This window comes from Streptomyces sp. NPDC002328, assembly GCF_042890065.1.
Lineage (GTDB): Bacteria > Actinomycetota > Actinomycetes > Streptomycetales > Streptomycetaceae > Streptomyces.
This window is the reverse complement of sequence record NZ_JBIARQ010000001.1, coordinates 1217327-1233708: the sequence shown is the minus strand read 5'-3', so window position 1 is coordinate 1233708 and position 16382 is coordinate 1217327. Positions and strand designations below refer to the sequence as shown.

General features: G+C 71.9%; 15 protein-coding genes. 10 read left to right on the top strand and 5 right to left on the bottom strand.

From position 1 onward, the window contains the following. Positions 1-25: 25 nt before the first annotated feature. Complete coding sequence (locus ACFYX4_RS05450; protein ID WP_389326149.1) at positions 26-619, top strand: histidine phosphatase family protein; 594 nt, start codon at positions 26-28, stop codon at positions 617-619. A gap of 27 nt (positions 620-646) precedes the next feature. Here ACFYX4_RS05450 and ACFYX4_RS05445 read toward each other — a convergent pair whose 3' ends face one another. Then, on the bottom strand, positions 647-2107 hold the full coding sequence (locus tag ACFYX4_RS05445; RefSeq protein WP_389326146.1) for a hypothetical protein: 1461 nt from the start codon (positions 2105-2107) through the stop codon (positions 647-649). A gap of 281 nt (positions 2108-2388) precedes the next feature. Between ACFYX4_RS05445 and ACFYX4_RS05440 the strand changes: the two genes are divergently transcribed. Both ACFYX4_RS05440 and ACFYX4_RS05435 read left to right on the top strand, forming a co-directional pair. Next, a complete protein-coding gene (locus tag ACFYX4_RS05440; RefSeq protein ID WP_389326143.1) occupies positions 2389-2799 on the top strand; it encodes a hypothetical protein in 411 nt (136 codons plus the stop codon). A 308-nt stretch (positions 2800-3107) separates the two neighbouring features. Continuing rightward, on the top strand, positions 3108-3974 hold the full coding sequence (locus ACFYX4_RS05435; RefSeq protein WP_389326140.1) for a spermidine synthase: 867 nt from the start codon (positions 3108-3110) through the stop codon (positions 3972-3974). Between the two features lie 19 nt (positions 3975-3993). Here ACFYX4_RS05435 and ACFYX4_RS05430 read toward each other — a convergent pair whose 3' ends face one another. After that, positions 3994-4575, bottom strand: a complete 582-nt coding sequence (locus ACFYX4_RS05430; protein WP_389326137.1) for a hypothetical protein — start codon at positions 4573-4575, stop codon at positions 3994-3996. Positions 4576-4707: 132 nt separating this feature from the next. Here ACFYX4_RS05430 and ACFYX4_RS05425 point away from each other — a divergent pair, with 132 nt between their 5' ends. The 7 genes from ACFYX4_RS05425 (at position 4708) to ACFYX4_RS05395 (ending at position 12781) form a co-directional block, all read left to right on the top strand. Then, positions 4708-5463, top strand: a complete 756-nt coding sequence (locus tag ACFYX4_RS05425; protein WP_389326134.1) for a response regulator transcription factor — start codon at positions 4708-4710, stop codon at positions 5461-5463. Then, complete coding sequence (locus tag ACFYX4_RS05420; RefSeq protein ID WP_389326131.1) at positions 5460-6860, top strand: sensor histidine kinase; 1401 nt, start codon at positions 5460-5462, stop codon at positions 6858-6860. Before ACFYX4_RS05425 ends, ACFYX4_RS05420 begins: the two co-directional genes overlap by 4 nt. A 229-nt stretch (positions 6861-7089) precedes the next feature. Further along, positions 7090-8403 carry an ABC transporter substrate-binding protein gene (locus ACFYX4_RS05415; protein WP_389326128.1) on the top strand — a complete coding sequence of 438 codons (1314 nt, stop codon included), beginning with the start codon at positions 7090-7092 and terminating at the stop codon, positions 8401-8403. A 9-nt stretch (positions 8404-8412) separates the two neighbouring features. Beyond that, on the top strand, positions 8413-9336 hold the full coding sequence (locus ACFYX4_RS05410; RefSeq protein WP_389326125.1) for a carbohydrate ABC transporter permease: 924 nt from the start codon (positions 8413-8415) through the stop codon (positions 9334-9336). Next, positions 9333-10217 carry a carbohydrate ABC transporter permease gene (locus ACFYX4_RS05405; protein WP_389326122.1) on the top strand — a complete coding sequence of 295 codons (885 nt, stop codon included), beginning with the start codon at positions 9333-9335 and terminating at the stop codon, positions 10215-10217. Before ACFYX4_RS05410 ends, ACFYX4_RS05405 begins: the two co-directional genes overlap by 4 nt. A gap of 45 nt (positions 10218-10262) precedes the next feature. Then, the gene (locus tag ACFYX4_RS05400) at positions 10263-11588 is read left to right on the top strand and encodes a glycoside hydrolase family 36 protein (RefSeq protein WP_389326120.1); all 1326 of its coding nucleotides are present in this window, start codon (positions 10263-10265) and stop codon (positions 11586-11588) included. A 98-nt stretch (positions 11589-11686) separates the two neighbouring features. Further along, positions 11687-12781: a hypothetical protein gene (locus ACFYX4_RS05395; protein WP_389326117.1), complete on the top strand. Its 1095-nt coding sequence runs from the start codon at positions 11687-11689 to the stop codon at positions 12779-12781. Between the two features lie 104 nt (positions 12782-12885). On the opposite strand, the gene ACFYX4_RS05390 is transcribed toward ACFYX4_RS05395, so the two are convergent. From ACFYX4_RS05390 to ACFYX4_RS05380, 3 genes are all read right to left on the bottom strand, one after another. Next, complete coding sequence (locus ACFYX4_RS05390) at positions 12886-14331, bottom strand: GH1 family beta-glucosidase (protein WP_389326113.1); 1446 nt, start codon at positions 14329-14331, stop codon at positions 12886-12888. A gap of 121 nt (positions 14332-14452) precedes the next feature. After that, complete coding sequence (locus tag ACFYX4_RS05385; RefSeq protein ID WP_389326110.1) at positions 14453-15355, bottom strand: carbohydrate ABC transporter permease; 903 nt, start codon at positions 15353-15355, stop codon at positions 14453-14455. 11 nt (positions 15356-15366) lie between these two features. Next, the gene (locus ACFYX4_RS05380) at positions 15367-16377 is read right to left on the bottom strand and encodes a carbohydrate ABC transporter permease (protein ID WP_389326756.1); all 1011 of its coding nucleotides are present in this window, start codon (positions 16375-16377) and stop codon (positions 15367-15369) included. Positions 16378-16382: the final 5 nt, after the last annotated feature.

Here is a 16382-nt window from a genome sequence, read left to right as displayed (position 1 = left end):
CAGGGTTTCCCCGGAAAGGTCCCCCATGGCACCGCGCATCCTGCTGGCCCGGCACGGACAGACCGAGTGGTCGCTGTCCGGCAAGCACACCGGCAGGACCGACGTGCCCCTGCTGGAGGAGGGCCGCCGGGGCGCGAAGCTGCTCGGCGAGCGACTGCACCGGGCGCCCTTCGACGGGCTCCCCGACGTCGAGGTCCGCACCAGCCCGCTGGCACGCGCGCGTGAGACGTGCGAGATCGCCGGCTTCGGCGAGCGGGCCACCGAGTGGGACACGCTGATGGAGTGGGACTACGGGGCGTACGAGGGGCTGGCCCCCGCCGACATCCAGGCCCTGCGGCCCGGGTGGCTCATCTGGCGCGACGGGGTGCCCGAGGGGGAGTCCCTCGCCGAGGTCACCGCGCGCGCGGACGAGGTCGTGGCGTGGGCGCGGTCCGCCGAGCGGGACGTGCTGGTGTTCGCCCACGGGCACATCCTGCGGTCGATCGGGGCGCGGTGGTTGGGGCTGCCGCTGGACTTCGCGGCGCGGATACGGCTCAATCCGACGTCGCTGTCCGTGCTGGGGTGGGCCTACGGGGAGCCGGCGATCGAGAGCTGGAACGACTTGGGGCACTTGGCGTAGGGGCGAGAGTGCTGCCGGCCGCTGTGGCTACACCTTGCGGGGTGTCGACGCGTGCCGCTCCAGGAACTCTGAGACCCCGGACGCCCGTCGGTGCGGCAGCAACACCCTCGCCGTGCCCGCCAGCATCGTCTGGATCCGGGACGACTGGACCTGGCCCAGCAGGTCGAGCACCCGCAGTCCCGCCGCCGCCGCCTCGTCGGGGCGCCCCCCGCGCGCGAGGTCGTCCGCCAGCTCGGCGGTGTACAGCGCGATGTTGCGGGTGAAGTGCGGATCCTGGAGTTCCGCCGCCCGGCGCGCGTGCCGCGCGGCACGCGGCCAGTCGCCCAGCGTCGACCAGCACTGCGCCTCCAGCCCCTCCAGCTCGGCCTCGCCGTAGAAGGACATCCACTCGGGGTCGGCGTCCGTGGCGCCCCGCTCGTAGAGGGCCTGGGCGCGGGCGAGGGCCTGCTCACAGCCGGTGCGGTCGGCGAGCCCCGCCCAGCCGCCCGCCTCGCGCAGCGCGAGCAGGGACATCAGCCGGGGCGAGCCGAGCGGGCGGGCGACGCGCTGCGCGGCCTGCGCTGCCCGGACGGCCTCGCGCGGGCGGCCCGCGTCGCGCGCGAGGAACGCGGTGTTGCAGAAGGCGTGGGCCTCCAGGGCGTTGTCGCCGGTCATCCGGGCGGTGGCGAGGGCCTCGGCGTAGTGGGAGCGGGCATCTTCGAAGCGCCCGGAGTCGTGCGCCAGCCAGCCCACGGAGATGGCGAGTTCCCCGGCGCCCGAGTGGAGCCGGTCGGCGGTCGCCTGCCGGGTCGCGCCGGCGTCGAGCAGCGCGTAGGCGGCGCGCAGCGGGGTCGCCGCGCGCCGGTAGAGACCGTCGGCGCCGTGCCGGTCGTCCAGCAGCCGGATGCGGCGGACCGCTTCTTCGAGGGCGCTCGCCTGGCTTCCCCCGGCGCGGCGGACGGGACGTTCCGTCGCCGACGCCTCCAGGGCGAACCCGAGCGGGCCCAGCGAGGCGGCGGCCACCGTGGCGCCTCCGCCGGTCATGAATGCGCGACGCAGCACGTCGCTCTCCTCGTGGTCGTGGTGCGTGTCGTACGGGTCCTGCGTGTCATACGGCTCGTACGTCCGGCGCGTCTCATCCGTGCCCGGCGCGTCCGCGGGGGAGCGCGCCGGGCGTCCGATGTGCGCCGGGGGCGTTTCGTCGTCCGGGCGAGCCCCTCGTCCGCGTACGGACGAACGGGGTGCGAACCCCAGGTCGGTGAGTGTGCGGCCGGGGAACATGTGCAGGAACACCCGCTCGTACGCGTAGTTGGGGCAGCGGATCTCCCCCGCCTCGACGCGGCCGATGTAGCGCGCGTCGCAGCTGACCCGCTCGTCGATCTCGCGCGCGGCCCGCCGTACCAGTGCGGCGAACTCGGCCGGCGAGCGCTGTCCGCGCAACTGCCGGAAGGCGAGGTTGGGCCGGGGTGGCCGGTCGGGCCGTGGTGGGGTCACCGTTGACGACGCCATGGCCGGGTCCTCTCGTGCGAACCGTCGAACCATGCCGGACGAAGGGTGAGTTGTTCGATCATCCGAAGTGATCACCCTGTTGTCCGGCGAGCAAGAACGTACCTGCTGTGACCGGACCGCCACGCGGTGTTTGGCTACAAACCGGATATCTCCTACGTGATCTGCCATGAACTGCCATCCTTGCGGCGGACTTCCGCCGTAGCCGTTGACGCCGTGACGCGTTGAACCCTGCGGACCGGGAGCCGCCCGACTCCCGAGCCGCTCGCTGAAGGAGGGGTTCCGTGGTGGAGGCCGGGATGGAGACCAGTCAGAGCGTCGACGTCGAGTGCGGTGAGCCGCCGCGGCCGGGATGTGACCTCGTCACCGTCCCGACGCGGCAGGGCCTCGAGGCCGTCGACATCCTGCGCAGACGGGGCCCGGACGACGCGGTGGGGCCCGTGCTGCACGACGACGGGTGCGGGACGCTCGGCTTCGTGGTGCCCGCGGGCACGGCCGCCGCCTGGGACGTGCCCGGCAGCACCTGTACGGAGACGGACGGCCGGGGGCTGCGGCTGCCCGCCGAACCGCCGGTCGAGGGCTCGGACTGGCTGGTCCCGCCCGGCGAGGCGGACCTCGCGACCGATCCGGCGGTGCTGCGAAGAGCGTTGGGCGAGGCGGCCCGCATCATCGAAGCGGCGGACAACTGCCGCTGAACCTCCCGGCCCTTGCCGGGCGAACCTCCCGGCCTTCGCCGGGCGACCCCTCCGGCCCTTGCCGGGCGAACCTCCCGGCCCTTGCCGGGTGACCCTCCCAACCTTCGCCGGGCGAACCTCCCGGCCTCCGCCGGGCGACCCCTCCGGCCCTTGCTGGGCGACCCTCCCGGCCTTCGCCGGGCGACCCTCCCGGCCTCCGCCGGCGGGACCTCCCGGCCTCCGTCGGGCGACCCCTCCGGCCCCTGCCGGAGCGAACCTCCCGTCACCCGCCGGGCGAACCTCCCGTCACAGGGTGCGAAAATGCCCCCATGGCACGGTCCCGCACCTCCCGTCGTGAGCGCGACGCCGACGCCGTCGTCGAGCAGGTCGACGGCGGGGTGGCCCGACTCGTCCCGGACCGGGACCGGGCGCGGGCCTGGACCCTGCTCATCGACGGCGCGCCGCAGTCGCACGTCGACCTCGACGATCCGTCCTACCTCTCCTTCGAGTACCAGCGCCGCCTCGGCCACGTCATCGACCTCGCCGCACCGCAGGGCAAGCCCCTGCACGTCGTGCATCTCGGCGGCGGCGCCCTCACCCTCGCCCGGTACGTCGCCGCCGGCCGCCCCCGCTCCACCCAGCAGGTCGTCGAGCGGGACGCGCGTCTCGTCCAACTGGTCAGGCGCGAGCTGCCGTTGGACCCGGGGGCGCGGATCAGGATCAGGTCGGTGGACGCCCGCGAGGGCCTCGGGAAGACGCCGGACGGCTGGGCCGACCTCGTCATCGCCGATGTGTTCGGCGGGGCCCGGACGCCCGCGCACCTGACCTCCACCGAGTTCCTCGACGAGGTCCGCAGGGCGTTGCGGCCCGGCGGAATCTACGCCGCCAACGTCGCCGACGGCCCGCCCCTGACCCATCTGCGCGGCCAGATAGCCACCGCCGCCGCCCGCTTCGGCGAACTCGCCCTGGTCGCCGACCCGTCCGTGCTGCGCGGCAGACGCTTCGGCAACGCCGTCCTGGTCGCCTCCGACCTGCCCCTGCCGATCGCCGAACTGACCCGCCGCGCCGCCTCCGACCCGCACCCCGGCCGGGTCGAGCACGGCAGCGCGCTCCTCGACTTCACCGGCGGCGCCGCACCGGTCGCCGACGCCTCGGCCGTCGCGTCACCGGCCCCGCCGCCCTCGGTATTCGAATAGGCCCCGCGCGGCGGACAGTTCAGTAAGTACTGACGTCCACCCGCGGCGGTCCGTCGTGCCAGGTGCAGAACACCGTGACCCGGTCCGCGCCCGAGGCGAAGTCCACCCGGATCCACGACTGCGTCTTCCACACCTGCATCGACCAGCCCGCGCCCGGCGTCGCCGAGACGAGCGCGGCGGACGTCGTGCCGATGTCGAGGACCACCCGCCCGCCCTCGGTGTCATAGCTCTTGACCTGGCCGGAGGAGCCGGGCCCGCCGGCGGCTGCCGGGTTCGAAGCGCCCGCGCCGTACGGGGGCGACGCGGACGGCCCGGACGGCGGGGACGATGTGGACGAGGACGGTGCGGACGACGGCGTGCCGGGCGCGCGGCTCGGCCGGGCCGGGGAGGGGCTGGCGGAAGGGGACGGCGAGGAGCCGTCCGCCCCGGTCGGCGGCGGCTCCGTCTCCCGCGCCGTCGCCTCACCCGCCGTCAGCGGCAGGGCGCGCGGAGGGTCGTAGACCGTGCCGGCCATCACCGTGTGGACACCCCACCACGACAGCGTGACCGCCGCGCCCGTGGCGAGCGACCACGCGAGCAGGTGTACGAGTCCGCTGCGCATCGCGGCCATCTTGCCCCACGCGCCTCATGGGTGTCGCACGGGTGCTCGACGGACGCCCCACCGGTTGTCCACAGGCGATGAGTTGTCCACAGGCCCGAATGACGTCCGTCCGCATGGCGTAGGTTGCCGCGCATGGCAAGTGTGCTCGTGGTCGAGGACGACCAGTTCGTGCGTTCGGCGCTGATCCGGCACCTGACCGACGCCTCGCATCTCGTGCGCAGCGTGGGGACGGCGCTGGAGGCGCTGCGCGAGGTCGCCCATTTCCGCTTCGACGTGGTCGTCCTCGACCTCGGACTGCCCGACCTGGACGGCTCCGAGGCGCTGAAGATGCTGCGCGGCATCACCGACGTGCCCGTCATCATCGCCACCGCCCGCGACGACGAGACGGAGATCGTCCGACTGCTGAACGCCGGGGCGGACGACTACCTCACCAAGCCCTTCTCGGTGGAGCACCTGTCCGCCCGCATGGCCGCCGTCCTGCGCCGCTCCCGCGCCGGCGCCGGGGAGGCCGCGCCGTCCACCGTCCTGAGCGTCGGCGGGCTGACCGTCGACCCGCTGCGCCGCCAGGCCGAGCTGGACGGCGTCCGACTCGACCTCACCCGCCGCGAGTTCGACCTGCTCGCCTTCCTCGCCGGCCGGCCCGGCGTCGTCGTGTCGCGCCGGGAACTGCTCGCCGAGGTCTGGCAGCAGTCCTACGGCGACGACCAGACCATCGACGTCCATCTGTCCTGGCTGCGCCGCAAACTGGGCGAGACGGCGGCCCGGCCCCGCTATCTGCACACCCTGCGCGGCGTCGGCGTGAAACTCGAACCGCCCGCTACGACACCGCCCGCTACGACACCGCCCGCCCCCGCGCCGCCCGCCCCGACACCGGAGCCACCGCGATGAGGTGGGCACTGGTCAAGGTCTGTCTGGCGGTCACCGCCATGGTCGTGGTCGCCTTCGCGGTCCCGCTGGGGCTGGTCATCAAGGAGATGGCCCGCGACCGCGCCTTCTCCAACGCCGAGCGGGAGGCCGCCGTCGTGGTCCCCGCCCTGTCCATCACCACCGACCGGGAGCAGGTGGAACGCGTCGTCGCCTCCACCGGCTCCGACGACGGGATGGCGGTGCACATACCGGCGGGCGACGGCCGGCCCGCCGTCGACCTGGGCCGGGCGCGCGCCGCCGACACCGACATCGAGGCCGTACGCGCCCTGGGCCGCGCCTCCACCGCGGAGGTGCCCGGCGGCTCCGTGCTGCTCCAGCCCGTGGCGCTCGGCCTCGGCACCGTGGTGATCGAGGTGTACGTCCCCGAGTCGGAGGTCAGCAACGGCGTCGGCACGGCGTGGGCGGTGCTCGCCGGGGTGGGCGTCGCGCTGATCGTCGGCTCGGTCGCCGTCGCCGACCGGCTGGGCGTGCGGATGGTGCAGCCCGCCCAGCGGCTGGTGGAGGGCGCGCACGAACTGGGGGAGGGCAAGCTCGGCGCGCGCGTCCCCGAGGAGGGGCCGACCGAACTGCGGCTTGCGGCCGTGGCGTTCAACTCCATGGCCGACCAGGTCGTACAACTGCTGGCCAACGAAAGGGAGTTGGCGGCGGATCTGTCGCACCGGCTGCGGACTCCGCTGACCGTGCTGCGGCTCAACGCGGCCTCCCTCGGCGACTCCCCGGCCGCGGAGCAGACCCGGGCCGCGGTCGCCCAGTTGGAGCGTGAGGTCGACACCATCATCCGCACGGCGCGGGAGGCCAAGCCGCAGACGGCCGCCGCCGGACCGGGCGCGGGCTGCGACGCGGCCGAGGTCGTCCGGGAGCGGATGGCGTTCTGGTCGGCGCTCGCGGAGGACGAGGGCCGCAAGGTGCGGGTGGCCGGCGTGGACCGGCCGGTGCGCATCCCCGTGGCCCGCGCCGACCTCGCGGCGGCGCTCGACGCCCTGCTCGGCAACGTGTTCCGGCACACCGCCGAGGGCACCGCATTCGCGGTCGACGTGCACAACGCCGAGGACGCGGTGATCGTGCTGGTGTCCGACGCCGGCCCCGGCATACCCGACCCCGAGGCGGCGATGGCGCGCGGCCGGGGCTCCGGGAGCGCGGGATCGACCGGGCTCGGGCTGGACATCGTGCGCCGGCTCGCGGAGTCGACCGGCGGGGACGTGCGGATCGGGTCCTCCGTGCTGGGCGGCACCGAGGTGCGGATCTGGATCCAGCTGAGCGGGCACGAGCCCTCCCGCCGGGGACACCGCGGAGCGGTCCGCCGGCGCCGCGCGGGCCGGCTGGGTGCGGCCTTCCGCCGCTCGCGCTCCCTCTCCTGAACTCTCCTGACCTCACGCTGTGGCACACCCTCCCCATGACGTGTCTCACATCGGACGAACCGGGCGGAGTCGTGTCGATTACGTTTCGACAACCGGCTTCTTCAACTCTTGACGCATGACAGGACATGCGGCTGTTATTGCGCCACCGTGTTGGGTCAAGTTGATTTCTGGTCGTTCACGGCCGACTTTCAGCCGACCTCCGTGGCCGAACCTGCCCCTGGAGCCGTTCATGCACGACCTCTCCCCCTCCGGACTCCCCACCCCCGCCCCCACCCGCCGCACCCTCCTGCGCGGCATGGGCGGCGCGGCCGTGCTCGGCGCCGGCATCCCCCTGCTGAGCGCCTGCGGCGGCAGCGGCACGGCTGCCGACCCCAAGACGGTCACCGTCGGCTCCAACGCCTCCGACGCCGTGCCGAAGAAGGCCTTCGCCGACATCTACGGGGCCTTCACCCAGCAGTCCGGCATCACGGTCGCCGTGAACACCAAGGACCACAACACGTTCCAGGAGCAGATCAACTCCTACCTCCAGGGCACCCCCGACGACGTCTTCCACTGGTTCGCCGGCTACCGCATGCAGTTCTTCGCGGCCAAGAAGCTCGCCACCCCGGTCGACGAGGTGTGGCAGAAGATCGGCGGCGACTTCCCCGACGCCATGAAGGCGCTCAGCAAGGGCGAGGACGGCAAGTACTACTTCGTCCCGCTGTACACGTACCCGTGGGCGATCTTCTACCGCAAGAGCGTCTTCCGGCGGTACGGCTACACCGTCCCCACCACCTGGGACCAGTTCGTCGCCCTGTGCAAGCGGATGCGGCAGGACAAGCTCGTCCCGATCGCCTTCGGCGACAAGGACGCCTGGCCCGCGCTCGGCACCTTCGACCAGATCAACTTCCGCACCAACGGCTACGACTTCCACGTCGAGCTGATGGCCGGCAAGGCCTCCTGGACCGACGCCAAGGTGCGCAAGGCCTTCGACCACTGGGCCGAGATCCTCCCCTACCACCAGGACGGCGCGGTCGGCCGCACCTGGCAGGACGCCGCCCAGACCCTCGTCTCCAAGAAGGCCGGCATGTATCTGCTGGGCACGTTCGTCGCGCAGCAGTTCACGAACCAGGCCGACCTCGACGACCTGGACTTCTTCGCCTTCCCGGAGATCGACCCCGCCTACGGGCAGGACACCGTCGAGGCGCCCACCGACGGCTTCATGCTCAGCAAGGCCCCGAAGAACAAGGAGGGCGCCTTCAAGCTGCTGGAGTACCTCGGCACCCCGCAGGCCGAGGCGGTCTACCTCAAGGCCGACCCGAGCGTCGTCGCCGCCTCCACCAAGGCCGACACCTCCTCGTACACCGCCCTCCAGAAGAAGGCGTACGAGATGATCAGCGGCGCGAAGAGCCTCACCCAGTTCATGGACCGCGACAGCCGGCCCGACTTCACCTCCACGGTGATGCAGCCCGCGCTCCAGAAGTTCGTCCGCGACCCCAAGGGCGTCGACAGCCTGCTGACCTCGATCGAGCGCCAGAAGAAGACGATCTTCGCGTCCGGCTGATCAGACCCGATGAGCACAGAGACGAACGACACGAAGACGGGCCACCGCCGTCTGCTCACCCGGCGTGACCGGTTCACGCTCGGGCTGATGGCGGGTGTGCCCACGGTCCTGCACGTGGCCCTCGTCTGGGTCACCGCCCTCGCCTCGATCGCCCTCGCCTTCACCGCCTGGGACGGCATCGGCTTCGACTCGATCAAGTGGGTCGGTCTCGACAACTTCAGGGAGCTCTTCACCACCAACCCGCAGTTCTGGCCGGCCGTCGAGCACAACGTCGTCTGGTTCGTCGTCCTCATCCTGGTCCCGACGCCGCTCGGCCTGTTCCTCGCCGTCCAGCTCGACAAGAGGATCCGCTTCAGCCGGGTCTACCAGACCGCGTTCTTCCTGCCGGTCGTGGTGTCGATGGCCGTCATCGGCTTCGTCTGGCAGCTCGTCTACAACCCCGACACCGGGCTGATCAACAGCCTCATCGGCGCGAACGAGCCCGGCCGCTACATCGACTGGATCGGCGACCCCGACCTCAACCTCTGGGCCGTCCTCGTCGCCGCCTCCTGGCGGCACACCGGCTACATGATGATCCTCTACCTGGCCGGCCTCAAGGGCGTCGACCCGGCCCTGCGCGAGGCGTCCGCGCTGGACGGCGCGGGGGAGTGGCAGACGTTCAAGAACGTCGTCTTCCCGACGCTGCGCCCGACCAACACCGTCGTCCTCGTCGTCACGATCATCGAGGCCCTGCGCGCCTTCGACCTGGTCTTCGTCTTCAACAAGGGCGCCGAGGGCACCGAGCTGCTGTCGATCCTGGTCACCGACAACATCATCGGCGAGTCCAGCCGGATCGGATACGGCTCCGCGATCGCCGTCGTCCTGCTGGTGATCTCCCTCGTCGTGATCATCCCGTACCTGATCGCGACCTTCCGGAAGGAGCGGCGGGCATGAGCCACGCCCTGGTGACCAAGCGGCGCACCCCCGTCCGCCCCGCCCGGATCCTGCTGCACGCTTTCCTGGTCGTCACCGCCCTGGCCTGGCTCGCCCCGCTGCTGTGGGCGCTGCTCGCCGCGCTGCGCCCGTACGCCGAGACCAGCGAGAAGGGCTATGTCTCCTGGCCCGACAAGCTGAGCCTCGACAACTTCACCAACGCGTTCCAGCAGTCCGACATGCTGCACTACTTCGGCAACACCCTGCTGGTGGCGGTGCCCGCCGTGCTGCTGACGCTGTTCCTGTCGTCGATGGTCGCCTTCTACGTCAGCCGCTTCGACTTCCGCCTCAACCTGGCGCTGCTCCTGGTCTTCACCGCGGGCAACCTGCTCCCGCAGCAGGTCATCATCACCCCGCTGTACCGGCTGTACCTGCTCGTCGACGTGCCCGGCATCACGGTGAGCGGCAAGCTGTACGACTCCGCGCTCGGCCTGGTCCTCATCCATGTGGCGTTCCAGTCCGGCTTCTGCGCCTTCGTGCTGAGCAACTACATGCGCTCGCTGCCGCACGAGCTGACCGAGGCCGCGCTCGTCGACGGCGCCTCGGTGTGGCGGCTGTACTGGCAGATCGTGCTGCCGCTGTGCAAGCCCGCCATGGCCGCCCTGGCCACCCTGCTGTCCATCTGGATCTACAACGACTTCTTCTGGGCCATCGTCCTGATCTCCACCGGCGAGAACATGCCGATCACCTCGGCCCTGAACAACCTCTCCGGCCAGTACTTCACCGACCCCAACCTGGTCGCCGCCGGCGCCCTGCTCACCGCGATCCCGACGCTCATCGTGTACTTCGTCCTGCAACGGCAGTTCGTCAGCGGCCTGACCCTCGGCGCCAACAAGGGCTGACGACGCGAGCCTCCCGCTCACGAACGCTCACGAAAGAGAACCACCGTGCACCACCCCTTCACCCCGGTCCTCTCCGTCCCCGTGGACCCGCGACGCGCCCTCGTCCACGAGGAGGGTTGGCAGTCCTGGAGCCCCAGCGGCGCCTACGCCCTCGGCGCGACGCCGTACCGCCCCACCACCGCCAACTGGGCCACCGTCTGCTACCGGCCCGGGGTCTCCGTGCCCGACGGCGTCTTCCAGGGGGAAGGGCTGCTCGCCCTGGCCCCGAAGGGGCGCAACGGCCCCGTCGTGGTCTGCGCCGCGCCCGACCCGACGCGCTCCGTGCCCTCCATACGCCTGCGGGTGGACGGCGACCGCGCCGAGATCAGCGCCGACGGCAAGGTCGAGCACTACTCCTACCTCGGCCCCGGCGGCATCCAGGGCGCCCTCGCCGACTGGGCCGCCCACCTCGGCCTGCCCGCGCCCCGGCCCGCGCCCACCGTCTGGTGCTCCTGGTACGAGTACTTCACCGCCGTCACCGAGGACGACATCCACGAGAACCTCCGCGCGATGGACACCCTCGACCTGCCCGTCGACGTCGTCCAGATCGACGACGGCTACCAGAAGGCGCTCGGCGACTGGCTGGTCCTCTCCGGCCGCTTCCGCTCCCGCGCCGGCATCGCCGACGCCATCCGCGCCCGGGGCCGCCGGGCGGGCATCTGGACGGCGCCCTTCCTGGTCGACCCGGCGAGCGACCTGGCCGCCGAGCACCCCGACTGGCTGGTCCGCGACCCCGACGGCGGCCCCGCCCACGCCGGCCGCAACTGGGGCCACGACCTGAACGTCCTCGACACCACCCACCCCGACGCCGCCGCCTACCTGACCGGCGTGTTCACCACCCTGCGCGCCGAGGGCTACGACTACTTCAAGGCCGACTTCCTGTACGCGGGCGCGCTGCACGGCGTACGGCACGAGCCGGTGGACGCGCTGACGGCGTACCGGGACGGCGTCCGGCTGATCCGCGAGGCGATCGGCGCGGACGCCTACCTGCTGGGCTGCGGCGCGCCGATCCTGCCCTCCCTCGGCCTGTTCGACGCGATGCGGGTCAGCCCCGACACCGCCCCGCACCGCCGCCCCGAGGCCGACGACTTCAGCCAACCCGGCCAGGAACCGGCCGAGTTCACCGGCGCGGCCCGCCAGTGGCAGCACGGCCGGCTCTGGGTCAACGACCCCGACTGCCTGATGGCGCGCCCCGCCGTGGAGACCCGTGAGCGCTGGGCCGCGCACGTGGAGGCGACGGGCGGTCTGACGGCCTCCAGCGACCGGCTGCTCTCGCTGGACGAGTGGGGCGTGACCACCACCCGCCGGCTGCTCTCGGGCACCGACGGCTGACCGCCGACGACGGCAACGACGCCCTCTTGTCGCCGAGTTGAGGGCCCTCTTACCCTGCTCTTCCTGCCTGTGTCACTGGTTGACGAGGGGAAGCGGAGTTGGCCACGGTTCCGTCCGAGGAAGAGGTACTGCGGGCCGTCGAACGCCGCATGACCCGGTACAAGATCACCGCCGACCTCTCCGCGCCCGGCGCGGCGACCGTCTCCTGGCCCTCTGTCCTGGAGTGCCGCATCCACCGCTCCCTAGAGAAGCGGCGGGAGGAACCCGGCCGGGCCAAGGGACCGAGGAGCGCCAACCAGCGCGTCGCCGACCGCCCCACGTACACCGATCTCCACGCCAACCCGGTCACCCCGCCGGACGACCCGGCGACGGCCCGGCGGATCGACCTCGTGCGCGAGGGCACGCTCGACGAGACGGCGTGCGACGGCTGCACCGACGGCAGGAAGGACTGCGACGCCTGCAAGGGGCGCGGCGGACGCGACTGCCCCGCCTGGATCGAGTGCGAGGTCTGCGAGGGCGGCCCCGACGCCTGCTGGGAGTGCGACGGCACGGGCACCCCGCGCACCCGGCGGCCCCGCGCGTCGGCCCGGCCCCGCCCCGAGGGCGCCCGGCCGCGCGCCGCCCAGTGCAAGCGCTGCGCCGCCGCCGACGTGGCCTGCCCGAACTGCGCGGGCGAGTGGAAGTGGAAGTGCCCCGCCTGCAAGGGAAAGGGACGGATCACCTGCGGCGAGTGCAAGGGCGCCCGGCGCCTGCCGCACCAGCCCTGCGGCGCCACCGGCCGCCTGACGGTCTGGACCGCGGGCGTCATCACCCACACGCCCGCCACCGACGAACTGAAGCCGGTCTACCCGCCGTTCAGCAGACTCAAGTCGGGCCGACGCCTCACCGCCGAGCTGAACGCCGCCGGCGACGAACTCCCCGACTTCCTCGACGACGTCCACCGCAAACGGCTCGCGCGCCTCCTGGCCGAACAGGACCGCGAGGTCCGCCGCCGGGTGTCCCTCAGCTACCTCCCCCTCGCCCGCGTCGAGTCCCCCGCCGACCCGCGCCGCGTCTACTACGCCTTCCCCGCCGCCACCGGAGGCATCGAGGTCATCGACCGCTTCAGCAGGCAGCGCGTCAGCGCGTTCGCCTGGACCGCCGCGGCGGTCGTCGCCCTCGCGGTCGTGGTGGCCGTGACCGTCCTGAGGTGACCCGGCACGGTACAGCGGGGCGCGGAACAGCGGGGCGAGGAACAGCGGGGCGCGGCACACCCCCCTTGGAGTGCCGCGCCCCTTTCCCCGCTCCCCCGGGAGGGTCAGTTGGTCTCGAGCGCCGGCAGCGTTCCCGTCTTCGCCGCCTGGCCGTACCACAGAGCGCTCGACTTCGGGGTGCGGGCCAGCGTCGCGTAGTCCACGTACACCGCGCCGAACCGCTTCTCGTAGCCGTACGCCCACTCGAAGTTGTCCAGCAGGGACCACAGGAAGTAGCCGCGGACGTCCGCGCCCTCCGCGATGGCCCGGCGGACCGCCCGCAGATGGCCGTGCAGGTAGGCGACGCGCTCCGGGTCGTGGACGCGGCCGTCCGGGTCCGGCTTGTCGTCGTAGGCCGCGCCGTTCTCCGTGATGTAGAGGGGCAGGCCCGGCGCCTCCTTGGTATAGCGCATGATCAGGTCGTGCAGGCCCGTCGGGTCGATCGTCCAGCCCATCTCCGTGCGCTCGCCCGGCGTCTGGTGGAAGGCGACGTCGTCCGCGCCCGGCCACGGGGTGTGGTCGCTCGCGCCGTGACCGTCCGCGCGCGGGCCCTTCGGGTCGGCGTCCGCCGCCGAGACCAGCGTGGGCGTGTAGTAGTTGAGGCCCAGCGCGTCGAGCGGCTGCTGGATCGTGCGCAGATCGCCGTCGAGGACGTACGACCAGTCCGTCACCGACGACGTGGCGGCGAGCAGCGTCTCCGGGTACGCGCCGCGCAGCAGCGGGCCGTGGAAGACGCCGTTGGCCAGGTCGTCGATCTTGCGGACCGCGGCGAGATCGGCCTCCGTCGGCGAAAGGGGCCGCACCACCGAGGAGTTGAGGCTGATCGCGACCGAGTTGCGGGCCGGCATCACCGACCGCAGGGCGGACGCGCCCAGCCCGTGCGCCAAGTTGAGGTGATGCGCGGCGCGCAGCGAGGCCGCCGGATCCGTGCGCCCCGGCGCGTGCACCCCGGACGCGTAGCCGAGGAACGCGCTGCACCACGGCTCGTTCAGCGTGATCCACTGCTCCACCCGGTCGCCGAGCGCCTCCCCGACGATCTGCGCGTACTCGGCGAACCGGTACGCCGTGTCGCGCTCCGGCCAGCCGCCCGCGTCCTCCAACTCCTGCGGGAGGTCCCAGTGGTAGAGGGTCACGGCCGGCTTGATGCCCTTGGCCAGCAGCTCGTCCACCAGCCGGCGGTAGAAGTCCAGGCCCCGCTGGACCGCCGGGCCGCGCCCGGTCGGCTGGACCCGCGACCAGGAGACGGAGAAGCGGTACGCCGACAGGCCCAGCTCCGCCATCAGCGCCACGTCGTCGCGGTAGCGGTGGTAGTGGTCGACAGCGATGTCACCGGTCTCGCCGCCGGCGGTCTTGCCCGGCGTATGGCTGAAGGTGTCCCAGATCGACGGGGTGCGGCCGTCCTCCCGCACCGCCCCCTCGATCTGGTACGCGGACGTCGCGGCGCCCCAGAGGAAGGCGGGAGGGAAGGTCACCGGGGTCACCGAGGTGGCCGACTGTGCGGACTCAGACATGGAAGCGCTCCCATGGTTGGTCGTCGAGGTCGTCGCCGACCGACGGAGGATGGGGGGAAGTGATGCGGAGGGGCCGAGGCGGCGGTGACCCGGCCCCCGGGAAGGCGGGGACGGACGGGCCTCAGCCCTTCACCGCGCCCTGCATGATGCCGCCCACGATCTGCTTGCCGAAGATCGCGAAGACGAGGAGCAGGGGGAGCGTGCCCAGCAGCGCGCCCGCCATGATCAGCGACTGGTCCGGGGTGTAACCGCGGCCCAGGCCGGCGATCGCGACCTGCACGGTGGGGTTGCCGGTCTGGCTCAGCACCAGGAACGGCCACAGGAAGTCGTTCCACGTCTGGACGAACATCAGCATGCCGAGCACGGCCATCGCCGGGCGCGCGGCGGGGAACACCACGTGCCACACCACACGCCAGCTGCTCGCACCGTCCACCCGGGCCGCCTCGATGATCTCGTCCGGCAGCGCCTGGAGCAGGTACTGCCGCATGAAGAACACACCGAAGGCGCTCACCAGGGACGGCAGGATCACCGCCTGGAGCTGGTCGGTCCACTCCAGCTTGGCGACCATCATGTACAGCGGGATCACACTCAGCTGCGGCGGCACCATCATCGTGCCGATGACGATCAGCATCATCGCGCCCCGGCCCTTGAACCGCAGCTTGGCGAAGGCGAACCCGGCGATCGTGGACAGGAACACGATGGTGGCCGCCGAAATCCCGGCCACGATCGTCGTGTTGACGAACGCCGTGCCCAGGTTGGCGTCGTTCCACGCCACATCCAGGTTGTGGAAGAGGTTCGAGCCGAACCAGAACGGCGGCGGAGTCTGCGCCAGCCGGTTGTTGTCGCGGGACGCGGCGATCGCTGTCCACACCAGCGGGAACAGCGAGCCGATGGTGAACAGGGCCAGGATCACATAGGCGACCGGGCCGGCGTGCAGGGTGCCGCCGGCACGGGCCGACTTGGGCCGCCGTACACGGCCGGGCTTCTTCACGGTCGTATCCGGCGGGGTCAGTGTCGTCGTCACGGCCGGTACTCCTAACTACTGGCGCGCAGCCGGCGCGAGATGACGTAGTTGACGATGCCGATCACGATCAGGATCAGGAACATCGTCCAGGCGATCGCAGAGGCTCGGCCCAGGTGCTGGTTCACCCAGCCCTGCTCGTACAGGTACAGGCCCAGCGTCTGGAACTGGTGCTCCGCACCGCCCGACGCGCCCTTGTTGGCGTCGAAGAGGAGCGGTTCGCCGAAGACCTGGCTGGCGCCGATCGTGGAGACGACCACCGTGAACAGAATCGTGGGCCGCAGCGAGGGCAGCGTCACATGGACGAACTGCTTCCACCGGCTCGCGCCGTCCAGCGCCGCCGACTCGTACAGGTCCTGCGGGATCGCCTGCATCGCCGCCAGGTAGATCAGCGCGTTGTAGCCGGTCCATCGCCAGATGATGATCGTGGACACCGCTATCTGCGACGGCCACTTGTCGTTCTGCCAGTCGACCGGGCTGATCCCGACCATGTCCAGCGCCCAGTTGATCATGCCGTAGTCGCGCCCGAAGAGCAGCACGAAGACGAGCGAGGCGGCCGCGATCGACGTCGCGTACGGCGCCAGCATCACGACCCGGTAGAAGGTCGAGGCACGCAGCTTGTAGTTGAGGATGTGCGCGATGCCCATCGCCATCAGCAACTGCGGCACCGTCGAGATGATGCCGATCGTCAGCGTGTTCTTCGCCGCGTTCCAGAAGAACTCGTCGTCGAAGATCCGCGTGTAGTTGCGCAGCCCGACCCAGTTCATGTCGGTGGGCGCGGTCATCTCCACCTGATGCAGCGACGCCCAGCCCGTGTAGAGCAGCGGAAACAGGCCGAACGCCAGGAACAGCAGGAAGAACGGCGAGACGAAGGCGTACGGGCTCCAGCGGATGTCCCGCTGCCAGCGGCGGGACAGCCGGGCGCGGTGCCGCTGCTCCGCATCCGTCGGTGCGGCGGGCGGGCGGCCCGGGGCCGCGCCCCCCTCCTTCACGGGGGGCGCGGCGGTGTCGTGGCGGGTGGCCATACGGG

Bases quoted from the DNA above. Each gene is read 5' to 3' on its own strand.
- ACFYX4_RS05450 (WP_389326149.1), top strand. From the start codon at position 26: ATGGCACCGCGCATCCTGCTGGCCCGGCACGGACAGACCGAGTGGTCG.
- ACFYX4_RS05380 (WP_389326756.1), bottom strand. From the start codon at position 16,377: ATGGCCACCCGCCACGACACCGCCGCGCCCCCCGTGAAGGAGGGGGGC.
- ACFYX4_RS05390 (WP_389326113.1), bottom strand. From the start codon at position 14,331: ATGTCTGAGTCCGCACAGTCGGCCACCTCGGTGACCCCGGTGACCTTC.
- ACFYX4_RS05405 (WP_389326122.1), top strand. From the start codon at position 9,333: ATGAGCCACGCCCTGGTGACCAAGCGGCGCACCCCCGTCCGCCCCGCC.
- ACFYX4_RS05415 (WP_389326128.1), top strand. From the start codon at position 7,090: ATGCACGACCTCTCCCCCTCCGGACTCCCCACCCCCGCCCCCACCCGC.
- ACFYX4_RS05420 (WP_389326131.1), top strand. From the start codon at position 5,460: ATGAGGTGGGCACTGGTCAAGGTCTGTCTGGCGGTCACCGCCATGGTC.
- ACFYX4_RS05430 (WP_389326137.1), bottom strand. From the start codon at position 4,575: ATGCGCAGCGGACTCGTACACCTGCTCGCGTGGTCGCTCGCCACGGGC.
- ACFYX4_RS05410 (WP_389326125.1), top strand. From the start codon at position 8,413: ATGAGCACAGAGACGAACGACACGAAGACGGGCCACCGCCGTCTGCTC.
- ACFYX4_RS05435 (WP_389326140.1), top strand. From the start codon at position 3,108: ATGGCACGGTCCCGCACCTCCCGTCGTGAGCGCGACGCCGACGCCGTC.
- ACFYX4_RS05445 (WP_389326146.1), bottom strand. From the start codon at position 2,107: ATGGCGTCGTCAACGGTGACCCCACCACGGCCCGACCGGCCACCCCGG.
- ACFYX4_RS05425 (WP_389326134.1), top strand. From the start codon at position 4,708: ATGGCAAGTGTGCTCGTGGTCGAGGACGACCAGTTCGTGCGTTCGGCG.